The organism is Pseudokordiimonas caeni, assembly GCF_026719705.1.
Classification (GTDB): domain Bacteria; phylum Pseudomonadota; class Alphaproteobacteria; order Sphingomonadales; family Kordiimonadaceae; genus Gimibacter; species Gimibacter caeni.
In genome coordinates, this window is record NZ_JAPPRR010000002.1 from 610170 (window position 1) to 624735 (window position 14566).

General features: G+C 61.9%; 15 protein-coding genes. 12 read left to right on the plus strand and 3 right to left on the minus strand.

Annotated features, from left to right (window positions below):
- Window positions 1–35: 35 nt before the first annotated feature.
- Window positions 36–1385 carry a 3-phosphoshikimate 1-carboxyvinyltransferase gene (gene aroA / locus OU694_RS11585; protein ID WP_308911168.1) on the plus strand — a complete coding sequence of 450 codons (1350 nt, stop codon included), beginning with the start codon at window positions 36–38 and terminating at the stop codon, window positions 1383–1385.
- Here the strand turns inward: aroA and OU694_RS11590 are convergent.
- Window positions 1382–1879, minus strand: coding sequence for a VOC family protein (locus tag OU694_RS11590; protein ID WP_308911169.1), 498 nt, complete (start codon window positions 1877–1879; stop codon window positions 1382–1384). The genes aroA and OU694_RS11590 overlap by 4 nt on opposite strands.
- A gap of 113 nt (window positions 1880–1992) precedes the next feature.
- On the opposite strand from OU694_RS11590, the gene cmk reads away from it, so the two are divergent.
- From cmk to pyrF, 5 genes are all read left to right on the plus strand, one after another.
- A complete protein-coding gene (gene cmk / locus OU694_RS11595) occupies window positions 1993–2664 on the plus strand; it encodes a (d)CMP kinase (RefSeq protein ID WP_308911170.1) in 672 nt (223 codons plus the stop codon).
- 197 nt (window positions 2665–2861) lie between these two features.
- Window positions 2862–4556: a 30S ribosomal protein S1 gene (gene rpsA / locus OU694_RS11600; protein WP_308911171.1), complete on the plus strand. Its 1695-nt coding sequence runs from the start codon at window positions 2862–2864 to the stop codon at window positions 4554–4556.
- A gap of 277 nt (window positions 4557–4833) precedes the next feature.
- On the plus strand, window positions 4834–5112 hold the full coding sequence (locus OU694_RS11605; protein WP_289504467.1) for an integration host factor subunit beta: 279 nt from the start codon (window positions 4834–4836) through the stop codon (window positions 5110–5112).
- A 19-nt stretch (window positions 5113–5131) separates the two neighbouring features.
- Window positions 5132–5491 carry a lipopolysaccharide assembly protein LapA domain-containing protein gene (locus tag OU694_RS11610; protein ID WP_308911172.1) on the plus strand — a complete coding sequence of 120 codons (360 nt, stop codon included), beginning with the start codon at window positions 5132–5134 and terminating at the stop codon, window positions 5489–5491.
- 78 nt (window positions 5492–5569) lie between these two features.
- Entirely contained in the window at window positions 5570–6292 is a 723-nt protein-coding gene (gene pyrF / locus OU694_RS11615) for an orotidine-5'-phosphate decarboxylase (RefSeq protein WP_308911173.1), read from the plus strand.
- A gap of 9 nt (window positions 6293–6301) precedes the next feature.
- Here the strand turns inward: pyrF and OU694_RS11620 are convergent, their stop codons facing one another.
- Both OU694_RS11620 and OU694_RS11625 read right to left on the minus strand, forming a co-directional pair.
- Window positions 6302–6841, minus strand: coding sequence for a hypothetical protein (locus OU694_RS11620; RefSeq protein ID WP_308911174.1), 540 nt, complete (start codon window positions 6839–6841; stop codon window positions 6302–6304).
- 63 nt (window positions 6842–6904) lie between these two features.
- Window positions 6905–7771 (minus strand): TraB/GumN family protein, encoded by an 867-nt coding sequence (locus tag OU694_RS11625; protein WP_308911175.1) that lies wholly within the window; start codon window positions 7769–7771, stop codon window positions 6905–6907.
- 146 nt (window positions 7772–7917) lie between these two features.
- On the opposite strand from OU694_RS11625, the gene OU694_RS11630 reads away from it, so the two are divergent.
- The 6 genes from OU694_RS11630 (at window position 7918) to OU694_RS11655 (ending at window position 14565) form a co-directional block, all read left to right on the plus strand.
- Window positions 7918–9045 carry a DUF5700 domain-containing putative Zn-dependent protease gene (locus OU694_RS11630; protein WP_308911176.1) on the plus strand — a complete coding sequence of 376 codons (1128 nt, stop codon included), beginning with the start codon at window positions 7918–7920 and terminating at the stop codon, window positions 9043–9045.
- A 151-nt stretch (window positions 9046–9196) separates the two neighbouring features.
- Window positions 9197–9400 carry a 50S ribosomal protein L35 gene (gene rpmI / locus OU694_RS11635; protein ID WP_289504474.1) on the plus strand — a complete coding sequence of 68 codons (204 nt, stop codon included), beginning with the start codon at window positions 9197–9199 and terminating at the stop codon, window positions 9398–9400.
- 20 nt (window positions 9401–9420) lie between these two features.
- Window positions 9421–9780, plus strand: coding sequence for a 50S ribosomal protein L20 (gene rplT / locus OU694_RS11640; RefSeq protein WP_289504475.1), 360 nt, complete (start codon window positions 9421–9423; stop codon window positions 9778–9780).
- A gap of 154 nt (window positions 9781–9934) precedes the next feature.
- A complete protein-coding gene (gene pheS / locus OU694_RS11645) occupies window positions 9935–11014 on the plus strand; it encodes a phenylalanine--tRNA ligase subunit alpha (RefSeq protein ID WP_308911177.1) in 1080 nt (359 codons plus the stop codon).
- A complete protein-coding gene (gene pheT / locus OU694_RS11650) occupies window positions 11011–13395 on the plus strand; it encodes a phenylalanine--tRNA ligase subunit beta (protein ID WP_308911178.1) in 2385 nt (794 codons plus the stop codon). The genes pheS and pheT overlap by 4 nt, the downstream gene beginning before the upstream one ends.
- Before the next feature lie 144 nt (window positions 13396–13539).
- Window positions 13540–14565, plus strand: a complete 1026-nt coding sequence (locus OU694_RS11655; RefSeq protein ID WP_308911179.1) for a methyltransferase domain-containing protein — start codon at window positions 13540–13542, stop codon at window positions 14563–14565.
- Window position 14566: the final 1 nt, after the last annotated feature.

Sequence of the window (14566 nt, forward strand, 5' to 3'; positions counted from 1 at the left end):
GTGCTCATCCCGAAAGTCCGCCTGAAAGTCTGCCCGTGTCTGCACATCACTCCCCCGACGCCCAACCCGAACCCCTTGTTTCCGCCCCCGGCCGTGCCCTTGAAGGCGCTGTCCGCATTCCGGGCGACAAGTCGGTCTCGCACCGCTCGATCATGCTCGGGGCGCTCGCCGTCGGCAAAAGCCGGGTAAGCGGCCTGTTGGAAGGCGAGGACGTGATGGCAACCGCCGCCGCCATGCGCGCCATGGGCGCCACCGTCACAAGGAAGGGCGAAGGCGAGTGGGAAATCGATGGCGTGGGCGTCGGCGGCCTGCTGGAGCCCGATGACGTGATCGACATGGGCAATTCGGGCACCTCCACGCGCCTCATCATGGGGCTGATCGCCACACACCCGATCCAGGTGACGATGACGGGCGACGCCAGCTTGCGCAAACGCCCGATGGGCCGGGTGATCGATCCGCTGACCGCTATGGGGGCGACCGTTTCGGCGCGTACGGGCGGGCGCCTGCCGCTGGTGATCAAGGGGACGGACACACCGCTTCCCATCGATTACACGACCCCGATGGCCTCGGCGCAGGTGAAATCCGCCGTGCTGCTTGCCGGCCTCAACACACCGGGCGTGACGACGGTGCGCGAGAAGGTGGCGACACGGGATCATACCGAACGGATGCTGTCCTCAATGGGCGCCGATATCCGCGTGGAGGACGGGCCGGAGGGCCGCGTGGTGAAGCTTGTGGGCCAGCCGGAGCTCAGCCCCATCCATATGGAAGTGCCGGGCGATATTTCCTCGTCCGCCTTCCCGATGGTCGCGGCCTCCATCGTGCCGGGCTCGGACGTGCTGATCCGCAATGTGGGGCTCAATCCCTTGCGCACCGGTATCATCTTCGCCCTGCGTGAGATGGGCGCCGATATCACGGTCGAGAATGAACGCGTGCTTGGCGGCGAGCCGGTGGGTGACCTGCGCGTGCGTGCGGCCCGCCTTAAAGGGGTGCAGGGCCTGTCGGTTGACCCTTCGACCATGATCGATGAATTCCCGGTGCTGTTCACCGCCGCTGCAGTTGCCGAGGGCGAAAGCCGGTTTGATGGCCTGCATGAGCTGCGCGTGAAAGAATCGGATCGTCTTGCCGCCATGGCTGCAGGCCTGAAGGCCAACGGTGTGGAGGTCGAGGAATTTGACGATGGCATCATCATCCGGGGTCGCGGCGGCAATGTGCCGGGCGGCGGCACGGTCGAGACCCATCTCGATCACCGCATCGCCATGAGCTTCGCCGTGCTCGGCCAGCGCGCCGACAAGCCCGTGACCATCGATGACGCCCGCGCCATCCGCACGAGCTTTCCGGTCTTCATTGAAATGATGAAGGGACTGGGGGCAGGGCTGGAGGCTTAAGCCCCGCCTTCCTTGAACTCGGCGAAGGTGACGATATGGCCGCCGGGCTCGCGGTAGCCGATCTCGGTGGCGCCGTAGAAGGTTTCGCGCTTTTCCATCACCACGGGCTCGCCAGCCAGCGCCTCTTCAACGGCGTCGATCTTGTCGACCTCGATGAACAGCAGCACCGGGCTGCCCATGTTGGCGCCGTCCTTGAACACGTCCGAATCGCCGATCAGGCTTTCGCGCGTCTGGAACATCAGCTGCGTGGGGCCCTGTTGCAGGATCACGAAGCCCTTGTGGTCGCCCTCGGGCACGCTCACGGTTTCCGTGAAGCCGACCTTGGCGAAGAAGGCGGCGGAAGGTTCTACCCGGTCGACCGGCAATACGGGTGTGGCGGAGCGAATCATCCCTTGTTTCCCTGTCTCGTCGGCGCGAATGGTGCCGACGGTGATGGCGAGAAGCCCTAAAAATCCAATCAGCAGAACGACCAAAGGCCGAAACGGCTTGTCCATGCAGATATCCCCCGATTGCAGGTGAGGGAGTGTGACGCGGATGGGCGCCTGCCGCAAGGGGCTGGCGTTCGCGCGTGCGAGCGCTTATGGAAAACGAAACGGAAAGGATCGCCATGCCGCCTTCGAATTCTGCCTTTGTGATCGCCATTGATGGCCCCGCCGCTGCGGGCAAGGGCACGCTCGCCCGCCTTCTGGCCGATCACTATGACTTTGCCTTCCTTGATACCGGGGCGCTTTACCGGGCGGTTGGCCTGCAGATGCTGATCGAGGGCAGCGATCTTGATGACGCCGAAAAGGCCACGGAAACCGCAGGCCGCCTTGATCTCGGCCTGATCGGCGATCCGCGCCTCAGGGCCGAGGAAACGGGCGGGGCCGCCTCCCGCGTGGCGGCAGTGCCGGGGGTGCGCGCCGCCCTTCTGGATTTCCAGCGCCGGTTCGCAGGCCACCCGCCAGCGGGCCAGCCCGGCGCGGTGCTGGACGGTCGCGATATCGGCACGGTCGTTTGTCCCGATGCGCCCGTGAAGCTTTTCGTGACGGCATCAGCCGAAGAACGGGCGCGCCGCCGAACGGCCGAGATCGAAGGTCGCGGCGAGGCCGCCGACTATGCCGCCATACTTGAAGATGTGAAGGCTCGCGACGCCCGTGACATGGGCCGCAAGGACGCGCCCCTGAGGGCGGCTGAAGATGCGCTCTTGCTTGATACGACCAATTTGGCTATAGACGCCGTGTTTTTACGGGCCAAGAGCTTCATCGACGGCAAGCTGTCCTCCAGAGACGGCGCCTGAGGCGAGACGGACGGGCTCCAATAATTCCGATGACCTGAGAGGGTGGTTTCCGGCGGATGCCGGAGGCTGGCCCATTTGGTGTTTGAGGCCTGAATCGTACCCTGAACCGGCAGGATGGTCCTGTCTGGGGGGAAACCGACGATCAGGAAGACCGCCGGACACAACCGGTTGGCAGGTAACCGAACAAAGGACCAAATATGAGCAACTTCAACCCGAGCCTCGCCGATTTCGAGGCCATGCTGAATGAAACCCTTCCCGCCGAAGGCGGCTTTGACGGCCAGGTCGTCAAAGGCAAGGTCGTCTCGATCGAGAACGACTTCGCAATCATCGATATCGGTCTCAAGGCCGAAGGTCGCGTTCCCCTGAAAGAATTCGCAGCTCCCGGCGCCCAGGCCGAAATCGCCGTTGGCGATGACGTCGAAGTGTTTGTCGAGCGCGTCGAGAACGCCCTTGGCGAAGCCATCCTGTCGCGTGACAAGGCTCGCCGCGAAGAAGCCTGGGAAACCCTCGAGAAATCGTTCGAAGGCGATGCCCGTGTCAACGGCGTCATCTTCGGTCGCGTCAAAGGCGGCTTCACCGTGGACCTCAACGGCGCCGTGGCATTCCTGCCGGGCAGCCAGGTCGACATCCGTCCGATCCGCGACATCACCCCGCTGATGAACATCAAGCAACCCTTCCAGATCCTGAAAATGGACCGTCGCCGTGGCAACATCGTTGTGTCGCGTCGCGCCGTGATGGAAGAGGATCGTGCTGGCCAGCGTGCTGAACTCCTTGGCAAGCTCAAGGAAGGCGACACCGTTGACGGCGTGGTCAAGAACATCACCGATTACGGTGCGTTCGTTGACCTCGGCGGCATCGACGGCCTGCTGCACGTCACCGACATCAGCTGGCGCCGTGTCAACCACCCGAGCGAAGTTCTCACTGTCGGTGAGACCGTGAAGGTTCAGGTTGTCCGCATCAATCCGGAAACCCAGCGCATCAGCCTCGGCATGAAGCAGCTCGCGGACGATCCGTGGGATGGCATCGATGCCAAATACCCGGTCAATGCCAAGTTCAAGGGCACTGTCACCAACATCACCGATTACGGCGCGTTCGTTGAGCTTGAAGCCGGTGTTGAAGGCCTCGTGCACGTTTCCGAAATGAGCTGGGTGAAGAAGAACGTCCATCCGGGCAAGATCGTCTCCACCAGCCAGGAAGTTGACGTGATGATCCTCGAGGTAGATCCCTCGAAGCGTCGCATCAGCCTCGGCCTCAAGCAGTGCGGCGAGAATCCGTGGGACGCCTTCTCGGCGAAATACCCGGCCGGCACCGAAATCGAAGGCGAAGTCAAGAACATCACCGAATTCGGTCTGTTCATCGGCCTCGACGGCGATGTGGACGGCATGGTTCACCTTTCGGACCTCGATTGGGACCGTTCGGGCGAAGAAGCCATCCAGGACTTCAAGAAAGGCGACGTTGTCAAAGCCGTCGTTCTCGACGTCGATGTTTCGAAAGAGCGCATCAGCCTCGGCATCAAGCAACTTTCGGGTGACCCGTTCGCCAACGTCAAAGACCGCAAGAAAGGCGAAACCGTCACTTGCGTTGTCAAGGCTGTGAACGAGAACGGCATCGAGGTTGAAGTTGGCGACACCGGCATGACTGCCTTCATCCGTCGCGGCGATCTCGCTCGTGACCGTGGCGATCAGCGCCCCGAGCGTTTCGCTGTTGGTGATAAGGTTGACGCCATGATCACCGGTACCGACCGTTCGAGCCGCAAGGTCAATCTCTCGATCAAGGCTCTGGAAGTCGCAGAAGAGAAAGCTGCCGTCGAGCAATATGGCTCGGCCGACAGCGGTGCTTCGCTCGGCGATATCCTGGGCGCTGCCCTCGAGAAAGCCAAGTCGGGCGAATAAGCCCCGACCGGCTGATCAAGCCATCACGAAAGGCCGTCCCGCACCGCGCGGGGCGGCCTTTTGCCTTTCCGGGAGGTGTCCGGAAGCGTCTTTTCGGCACATTTTCGGCCCTGTGATCGGAAAGTCCTGTCATATGAAAGGCTTATCTTGACGATAGGCAGTTTGGATGGCACGCTTGGGCCAAGGTCGTGACTGAGTCCGTTGCCGATGACCGCCGTTGCTGCAAGGGCAGGCGTCCGCCGCCGGGCTGGCGCCCGGGGCCCAAGGGAGGTTCTGAATGATTAAGTCCGAGTTGATTGCCAAGATCGCCGAGGCGAATCCTCACCTTTATCACCGCGATGTCGAGCGCATCGTGTCCACGATTTTCGATGAAATCACGTCGGCACTTGCTCGCGGCGACCGGGTCGAACTGCGCGGTTTCGGTGCCTTTTCGGTAAAGGAGCGTCCTGCCCGCACCGGGCGCAACCCGCGCACGGGGGATCAGGTGGACGTGGCCGAAAAGCGCGTGCCCTATTTCAAGACGGGCAAGGACCTGCGCGAACGGCTGAACAAGTAACCGGCTGCCGGAAACCTTCGTGACCGCCTTCATTGCACTGCTGCGACGCCTTTTCTGGGGCATCCTTGCTGTTCTCCTGGTCTTTTTCGCCGTCAACAACCGCGCGCCGGTGACGATCGCGTTCGAGCCCTTCCCCTTCACCGTCACGATGCCGCTGTGGCTTGTGCTGTTTGTCGGCATCTTTGTCGGCCTTGCGGTCGCGGGCATGGTGACAAGCTGGCTCAGGCTCAAGGGCTTCACCGCACGGCGCAAGGCGGAGCGGCGGGCGAAATCGCTTGAAGGCGAAATGGCCGACCTCACCGCCCGTGCGCAGGATGCTGAACGCAGCGCCACCGAAAATGCCATCGTGGCGGGCCAGACGGGCCCCGTGCGGCGCTGAGGTCAATTCGGTCTGGCTCTTGTCGTGCCGCCCGGCCTTCGCTATAGGACGCGGACGAGCGAACCGAGGAGACACGCCATGCCCTTTGAGCCGAAGACCCCAGCCGAACGCATCTTCTGTGCCCTCGATACCACTGACCCCGCTGCTGCAGCAGCACTTGCCGCCCGCCTCAAAGACACGGTCGGCGGTATCAAGCTCGGCCTTGAATATTATTGTTCGACAGGTGCGGATGGCTTCAAGGCTGTGGCCGACACCGGTATGCCGATCTTTCTGGACCTGAAGTTCCACGACATCCCGAACACGGTGGCAGGCGCCATCCGTGCGGTCGCCCCGCTCGCACCGAAAATCCTGACGATCCACACCCAGGGCGGGCCCGAAATGATGCGCCGCGCAGCCGCGACCGCCGCCGAGGAAGCCGCCCGCCACGGGGTGGAGCGCCCCATTGTGGTCGGCGTCACGATCCTGACAAGCCTTGACGGGCGGGACCTGAGTGCCATCGGCGTCGATCATGCGGTGGACGATCAGGTGGTGCGGCTGGCAGCCCTTGCCGATGATTGCGGGCTTGATGGCATCGTCTGCAGTCCGAGGGAAATCCGCCTTGTGCGCGCCGCCACCCGCGAGGACTTCACGCTTGTGGTGCCTGGCATCCGCCCGGCTGGCAGCGCAGCGGGCGACCAGAAGCGCGTGATGACCCCGAAAGAAGCGGTGGATGCTGGCGCCAGTGTGCTCGTGATCGGCCGTCCGATCACCGAAGCCGCCGATCCGGCTGCCGCCGCCAAAGCGATTGCAGCCTCGCTTTAAGTCGTTGCCTTACAGCAGCCTCACCAATGTCACATCGGTCAGCCGGGTGTAGCCGGTCGGCAGGGCTTTTTCGTTCGGGATGTCGTCAGCCTTGCGGTAGGTGACGCCGCTATCGACGCTGACGAACCGCGTGACCGGTTTGTCAGCTTCAATGATTGGCAGGCAGAGATACTGGGTTCGCACCGGCGTCTGTCCGCTCACCACGCGCCGCTCCACAAAGCCGGTCGACCCGCAGGGCGTGGCAGCCATCGCGGCGAACAGTTGGCGGATGAAGTCACGGTGGCCTTCGGCGTAAACCTCGATGAAATCCCTTGGCAGGCTGCTGGCCGTTGCCTCGCGCTCCTTGATGCCGGCGCCCACGAAGCTTGCGGACAGGGCGTCGTCTTCGAATTTGAAGATCAGGCATTTCGCGGCGAATGCTGCATCAAGCCTCAGCTGATCGAGAAGCGCCGGCGCGCCGCCATGCTGGTGCCACAGGCTCCAGAGGCGCCGCCGTGCGGGGGAAAGGGTGTCCGCATCAAGCGGTCGGAAGGTCAGGTTTTTTGCCATGATGGGCCTGCTGTACTCGTTACAAAATGTACGCTGTTCGATGGTTTGAGGGAATCGCTGCTTTCATTGGACGCGCTGCACCATGAAGCCTTTTTGTTGCAACAGTTCAACAAGAGATTCATTGCCGACAAGGTGGCCGGCACCGACCGCCACCATGATGGTGCCCGGCCGCTCCATGCGGGTGGCTAGCGCCCCAGCCCAGGTGCGGTTGCGGTCGTGCAGCAGGCGGTCGGCGAGTTCGGGGGATTCTTCCATCGACTCGTTCAGTACTTCGTCAAGGGTTGCTGTGTCGCCGGTCACCCATGCTTTCTCAAGCCGCGCGAAATAGGCTTCGGCATCGTTAAGGTCGCGCAGGGTAACGAGAAGTAGCGTGCGTTCCTCCTCGGGCGTCAGGTCGCCAAACAGGCTCGACTGGAAGGCGGCGGTTTCAAGTCCGGCGACGGGGATGCCGCGACGGGCGGCTTCCTCGGACAGTGCCTTGTCGGCCCCGGCGTTCGGGTCGTAGCCCACGCGCACCAGCGTGACGACGCTCAGTGACATGCTCGTAAACCATGGCCGGGCCTGATCGAAGGCGCCGTCCGGCAGGCCGAGCGCGCGGGAGACGCGCATGACATCGCTGTATAGGCCGTCGCCGATGGTGGCGCGCAGCGTTTCCCCTTCGGGCAGGCGGCCGGCGGCCGCCATCAGCGGGCCGGCGGCGGCGATCTGGTCGGGGGCGAGTTCCAGCATCAGGCCTTTGGAGGCGGCGAGCGCGTCGGTGAGCGCCGGTGTCACCCAGTTTGTGTCCTTTTTCATCAGGTGCAGCGTGCCGAACAGATAGATGGTCGTGTCCTCATCCGCCATTTTCCACATGGCGGGTCCATCCGCGCGCACCGGCAGGGCGGCAAAGATGACCATGAAAACAAGGGCAAGGCGGCGGAACAGGTTCATGTCAGGCACTTTCTTCTGCATTCTGCGACACACGGGTTCACATTCTTCTACGCGGCAGGCATCATCGCAAGCGCTGTGCCATTTCGCCGAGGCAGGAATGGTCGGGGAATCGAGTATCGAAGAAAACTCGACAGGGAGGAAAATCAATGTTCAGGCATCTAGCTGCATCTTTCGCGGCTTTTCTGGTCTGTATCGGCGTAAATGCCGGGGGCGCGCATGCTCAGTCCATCCGTGTATCCGTTGATTCGTCGCTTGCCGACTATCTTCTGGACATGGTCTGTTCCGGCAAACCGGTGGATGCGGCTTATCTGAGGGCTTCGCCGGTATTGCAGGGCCAGATCAAACACCATTCCGAAGTCCAGCCGCTGCGCAATATGGACGCTTTCCTCGCCGGACTGAAGGACGTCTCTGACTGCAAAGTGCCGGAGAAAGATCTCTTCCGTTTCGGGGCACTGGTGAAGGAGAAGGCCAAGTTTCAGGCAGCGGTTGATTTCTTCAAGGCGCGCGATGCCGAAATCGGCGCGTACGTGGTGGACAAGGTAAGTCCCTATGTTCCAGCGGGTCTCGATTACACCGGCAATCTGGTGCTTTCAGTTGTCGGCAACCCGTGCGGCGGGTTTGCCTCAAGCGGCTATTTCTATCTCGCGCTCAACTGCCTGAAGGAAAATACCGAGGGTGAGTATGCGGCTGCCAAGGTGGTTTCCGCGCACGAGGTTTATCACGACATCCAATACAGGTTTTTCCATTCGGTACCGCTTGAAATGGGCGAGGTGAAAACGCGGGATCAGGCTTTCACCTACATTTTCAAAGGACTACTGCACGAGGGCACGGCGGAATATGTGGCGAACAGCCTTGATATGGCGGGCGAGGGGAAGCTGACCGATACGCTGAACCAGTTTTCGGCGGCGGGTTACTCGCAACTTTCGCTCAACACCCGCTTTTTCAGCGACAGCGCAGATATCCTGATGGGCGGCGATGATATCGAGCGGCGGACAAAGGATGTGTTCTTCCTCGGGTTGACGGGTATCGGCCGGCAGGCGTTTTACTATGTGGGGGCAGGCATGGCGCGCCATATTGAAACGGCCTACGGCCGCCCCGCTCTTCTTTGCGTTATGAAACAGCCGCCTGAGCAGTTCGTTAGGGCTTATCAGCAGGCGGTGGCGAAGATGCCCGGAGAGGGGACCGAACCCATGGGCAGCACGATGATGGCTGCGGCAAACCGGCTAAGTGATACCCGGGATGCGAAGCTCAGATTTGAGGCCTGCTCGTCCTGACGGGCGAGACGGGCCGAAAACGCCTGAATCTCCTTGCATTCGGCTTCCCCCGCGTCTATAAGGCCGCTTCTCAAAGCGAGGCTTCCGGCTGATAAATGGGCTGCCGTGGGGCTTCTGAAGCGAAACCTGAACTGAAAAGTGAGGACAGCAAATGCCCAAGATGAAAACGAAATCGAGCGTGAAAAAACGCTTCTCCACGACCGCCACTGGCAAGGTCCGCGCTACGCAAGCCGGCAAACAGCACGGCATGATCAAGCGCACCAACAAGCAGATCCGTAACCAGCGCGGCACCACCATCCTCGCGGAATGCGATGCGAACATCGTTCGCCAGTTCATTCCCTACGGTCTGAAATAAGAAGGTCAGGAGAAGTATAAATGGCACGCGTTACTCGTGGTTTGACGTCCCACGCACGTCACAAAAAAGTTCTTGAAGCCGCCAAAGGTTACCGTGGTCGTCGCAAGAATACGATCAAGGTTGCCCGTCAGGCAGTGGAGAAAGCCGGTCAGTACGCTTACCGCGACCGCAAGGCTCGCAAGCGTAACTTCCGCGCTCTGTGGATCCAGCGTATCAACGCCGGTGCCCGCGCTCTCGGCCTCCCCTACGGCCAGTTCATGCACGGCCTGCAGCTCGCTGGTGTCGAGCTCGACCGCAAGGTTCTCTCGGACCTCGCGATCCATGAGCCGACTGCGTTTGAAGCGCTGGTGAACCAGGCCAAGGCTGCCCTCACCAAGTAAGGCGCTGGCGCGCTCGCCGCGCTACGCAGACGAAATCAGAGGGGGCCGGGCGTCAAGTCTGGCCCCTTTTGCTTGTCCGGGCTTTATTCGCCCACGGTCAGCGGCTATAGATCGCCGACCACCGATTTTCACCCACCAATTTTGCGGGGACAGGATGCAGAGCGAGATCGATCGGCTGAAAACCGAGCTCACCGCCGCCATCGAAGCGGCAGGGGACCTCGGCGCGCTCGAGGAAGTACGGGTCGCGGCCCTTGGCAAGAAGGGCAGCGTGTCTGGCCTCATGAAAAATCTGGGCGGCATGAGCCCCGAGGAACGTCAGGTCATGGGCCCGGCGCTCAATGGCCTGAAGGACCTCGTTGGCGACCTCATCGGTACCAAGAAGGATGCCCTTGAGGATGCAGCCATGGATGCCCGCCTCGCCGCCGAGCGCGTGGATGTGTCGCTGCCCGTGATGGGCCGCCCGCAAGGCACCATCCATCCGATCAGCCAGGTGATGGACGAGATTGCCGAGATTTTCGCGAACCTCGGTTTCGATGTTGCCGAAGGTCCCGATCTCGAGAGCGACTTCCACAATTTCACCGCGCTCAACATCCCGGAAACGCACCCCGCCCGGCAGATGCACGATACCTTCTATCTGAAGCCGGACGCGAACGGCGAGCGCAAGGTCCTGCGCACGCACACAAGTCCGGTGCAGATTCGCACGATGCTTTCGAAAGAACCGCCGATCCGCATCATCGCGCCCGGCCGCACCTACCGCTCTGATTCGGATGCGACCCACACGCCGATGTTCCATCAGGTTGAAGGCCTCGTGATCGACACCGATACGCACCTCGGGCACCTGAAAGGTACGCTTGAAGCCTTCCTGAAGGCCTTCTTCGAGGTAGACGCGGTGACCCTGCGCCTGCGCCCCAGCTACTTCCCTTTCACCGAACCTTCGATGGAAGTGGATGTGCAATGCTCGTTCGATGGCGGCACCGTGAAAATCGGTGACGGCAACGACTGGCTGGAAATCCTCGGCTCCGGCATGGTGCACCCGAAGGTCCTCGAGGCCTGCAACCTCGACCCCGCCAAATACCAGGGCTTCGCCTTCGGCTGCGGGATCGACCGGCTGGCCATGCTGAAATACGGCATGAATGACCTTCGCGCCTTCTTCGATGCCGATCTGCGCTGGCTCAAACATTATGGTTTCCGCACGCTCGCCATGCCGACGCTTGCAGGAGGGCTCTCCCAATGAAATTCACCCTTTCCTGGTTGAAGGATCACCTTGAAACGTCGGCGAGCCTCGACGAGATCCTGAAAACCCTGAATGCCATCGGCCTTGAGGTCGAAGGCGTTGAAAATCCGGCCGAAAAGCTTGGCGCCTTCAAGGTTGCCGAAGTGATCGAGGCTGTGCCGCATCCGGATGCTGACAAGCTCCGCGTTTGCACGGTCAACACCGGCAGCGAGACGATCACCGTTGTTTGCGGCGCGCCTAACGCCCGCCCCGGCATGAAGGCCGTGCTTGGCCGCCCCGGCGACTATGTGCCCGGCCTTGATGTCACGCTTGCCCTCCGCAAGGTACGCGGCGTGGAATCGAACGGCATGATGTGCTCGGCTGCCGAGCTGGAGCTGGGTGAAGATTCGGACGGCATCATCGATCTGCCGGCCGACGCGCCGGTTGGTGCCGCCTATGTGGATTACGCGGGGCTCAATGATCCGGTTGTCGAGATTGCCATCACGCCGAACCGTCAGGACTGCCTTGGCATCCATGGTATTGCGCGCGATCTTGCCGCTGCCGGCCTCGGCACGCTGAAGCCCTACAAGGTGCCGGCGATCACTGGCGGCTTCGAAAGCCCAGTGAAAGTGGCTGTGAAGGGCGACGGTACGCCCTATTACATCGGCTATTATGTCAAGGGCGTGAAGAACGGCGCGAGCCCCGATTGGGTGCAGAAGCGCCTGAAGGCTATCGGCCTGCGCCCCATCTCGGCGCTTGTCGATATCACCAACTATATCTCCTACGATTTCGGCCGCCCGCTGCACGTTTATGACGCTGCCAAGGTGACCGGCACCATCGTCACCCGCGCCGCTGAAAAGGGTGAAACCTTCACCGGCCTCAATGATGTCACCTACACGGCCCTCGGCGGTGAGGCGGTGATTGCGGACGACAAGGGTGTGCTCGGCTTTGCAGGCATCATCGGCGGTGAGGCGAGCGGTGTGAGCGAGACGACCACCGATGTGATCCTTGAAATCGGCTATTTCGAGCCGATCCGGGCGGCGCTTACCGGCCGCGCGCACAATGTGTTCACCGATGCGCGCTACCGCGCCGAACGCGGCCTCGATGCGCACTTCATGGAAGACGGCGCCAAGATCGCCGTCCAGATGATCCTCGATTTCTGTGGCGGCGAGGCTTCGAAGCCGTTTGTCGACGGCAGCCTGCCCGTGTTCGACCGTACCGTGCCCTTCCGTTCGGGCCGTGTGGCCTCGCTCGGCGGGCTTGATGTGCCCGTGAAGGACAGCCTCGCGATCCTCGAAAAGCTCGGCTTCAAGGTGGAAGGCAACGATCCCTTCACCGTGCGTGTGCCCTCGTGGCGGCGCGATGTGGAAGGCGAGGCCGACATCGTCGAGGAAGTGCTGCGCATTGCTGGCTATGACAATATCCCGTCCGTCCAGCTGCCGGTGACCGACCACAAGGCCGGCACCACGCTCTCCGACCGCCAGAAGCGCGCCCGCGCGGCCAAGCGCCGGCTGGCCGGTGAAGGCCTTTATGAAGCTGTCACCTGGAGCTTCATGAAGCGCGAACATGCGGTGCATTTCGGCGGTGGCGGCGATGACCTTATCGTCGACAATCCGATCAGTTCGGAACTTGATTGCATGCGCCCTAGCGTTCTGCCGAACCTTCTGAAAGCCGCGCAAAGGAACCGCGACCGCGGGGTCGAGGCTGTGGCGCTGTTTGAAGTTGGTCCGGTTTACGAAAACGCTGAAGACGCTGGCCAGCTGCTGGTCGCCGGCGGCGTGCGCACCGGGCAAACTGGCGCGCGCCACTGGGCGGTGAAAGCCAAGGCCGTGGACGTGTTTGATGCCAAGGCCGATGCCATTGCGGCTTTGGAAGCCGTTGGTGCGCCGGTTGCCAACCTGCAGGTCTTCACCGAAAGCGCCCCCTGGTATCACCCGGGTCGCTCCGGCACACTGCGTCTTGGACCGAAGGTCGTGCTGGCCGCGTTCGGCGAACTGCATCCCCGCGTGCTGAAGGAACTGGACGTAGACGGGCCGGCGGTTGGCTTCGAGGTCTATCTCGACCGCGTACCGACCCCGAAGAAGGCAGGGCCCGGCAAGGGCGCGCTCGAGATTTCGAACCTGCAGCCGGTGTCGCGTGACTTCGCCTTCCTGATGGCGGCGGACAAGCCGGTGGCCGACCTTGTGAAGGCGGTCAAGGGCGCCGACAAGGTCTTCATCACCGATGTGGGTGTCTTTGACCTTTACGAAGGCAAGGGCGTGCCCGAAGGCGAGAAATCGGTGGCGATCAATGTGGCGCTCGAGCCGAAGGACGAGACCTTCTCGGACAAGGCGATCGAGGCGATCAGTGCCAAGATCATCGCGGCCGCCGAGAAAGCGGTGGGCGCGCGGCTTAGGACCTGACCCAAATCGGGAATTTCCCGCCGTTTCCAACGACCTGCAACGATCGGGGCTTGCATTATGGCCCCGATCCGTTTTCTTATGGTGCATGGGGAACGGTTGCGGGGGCACCGACGACGGGAGCCCCCGTGTGTGCGGAAGTAAAACGTGGCTGAGCAGGCGAAGGGTTCGAAAACGAAACTGCCGCTGAAATGGCGATTGAAGGCTTGGTGGGAGGGCTATGACCCTGCTGAGCTTGAGAAGCGCTATCTTGCCAGCTTGCCACCGGAGGATGCGCCGCCACCAGCGCCGCCTGCACCCAAAAAAGCTGCCGAAGCACCGAAACCTGCCGCCCTTGCGTCAACGGTTGAGGAAATCGATCCCGTCCAGAATGCGGCCGACCGCATCAATATCGCCCAGTATATCTGGGGCGAGGGATATTGCGGCCCCGGCGGGCCGGACTATATCGTCGCGCTATCGAAGCTTCTGGCGCTGTCGCCTGAAATGTCCATGCTGTTCCTGGCCGCCGGCCTTGGCGGACCTGCCCGCGTTCTTGCCGACAAGTTCGGGGTGTGGGTGACGGGCTATGAGGAAGACGAGCATCTGGCCGCCAAGGCCAAGGAACTGTCGAAAATGGCAGGCATGGAGCGCAAGGCGGCGGTCGAGCATTATACGCCGAATGATGAATTTGAGGGCTTCGATCGCAAGTTCGACCGGGCAATGGCCAAGGAAGCGCTTTATACGGTCGAGGACAAAGATGCCCTCATCGCCCATGTGGAAGACAAGCTGAAACCCGGCGGCCTGTTCCTCATCACGGATTATGTGATTTCCGAGGATTCTGTTGTCGCCAAGGAAAGCTTCCGCGAATGGAAGGTGGCCGAACGCTCTACGCCTTATATGGTGACGCCGAAGGAACTGGAGGCGAAACTGAAGAATGTGCGCATGCAGGTGCGGGTGTCCGAGGATATCACCGCCCAGTATGTCGACATGATCAACAAGGCTTGGGCTGGTGCCGACGAGGTTGCGGCCAAGCTCGCCAAGCTGGATGACGGCGCCCGCCTTATCCAGGTGCTGATGCGCGAAGCCGAATACTGGACCCGCCGCAAATCGCTTCTGGAAGCCGGCGATATCCGGCTGTGGCGCATTGTTGCCAACAAGAAGGCTGGCGGGCCGTCGATGATGTCCGACTGGTGAT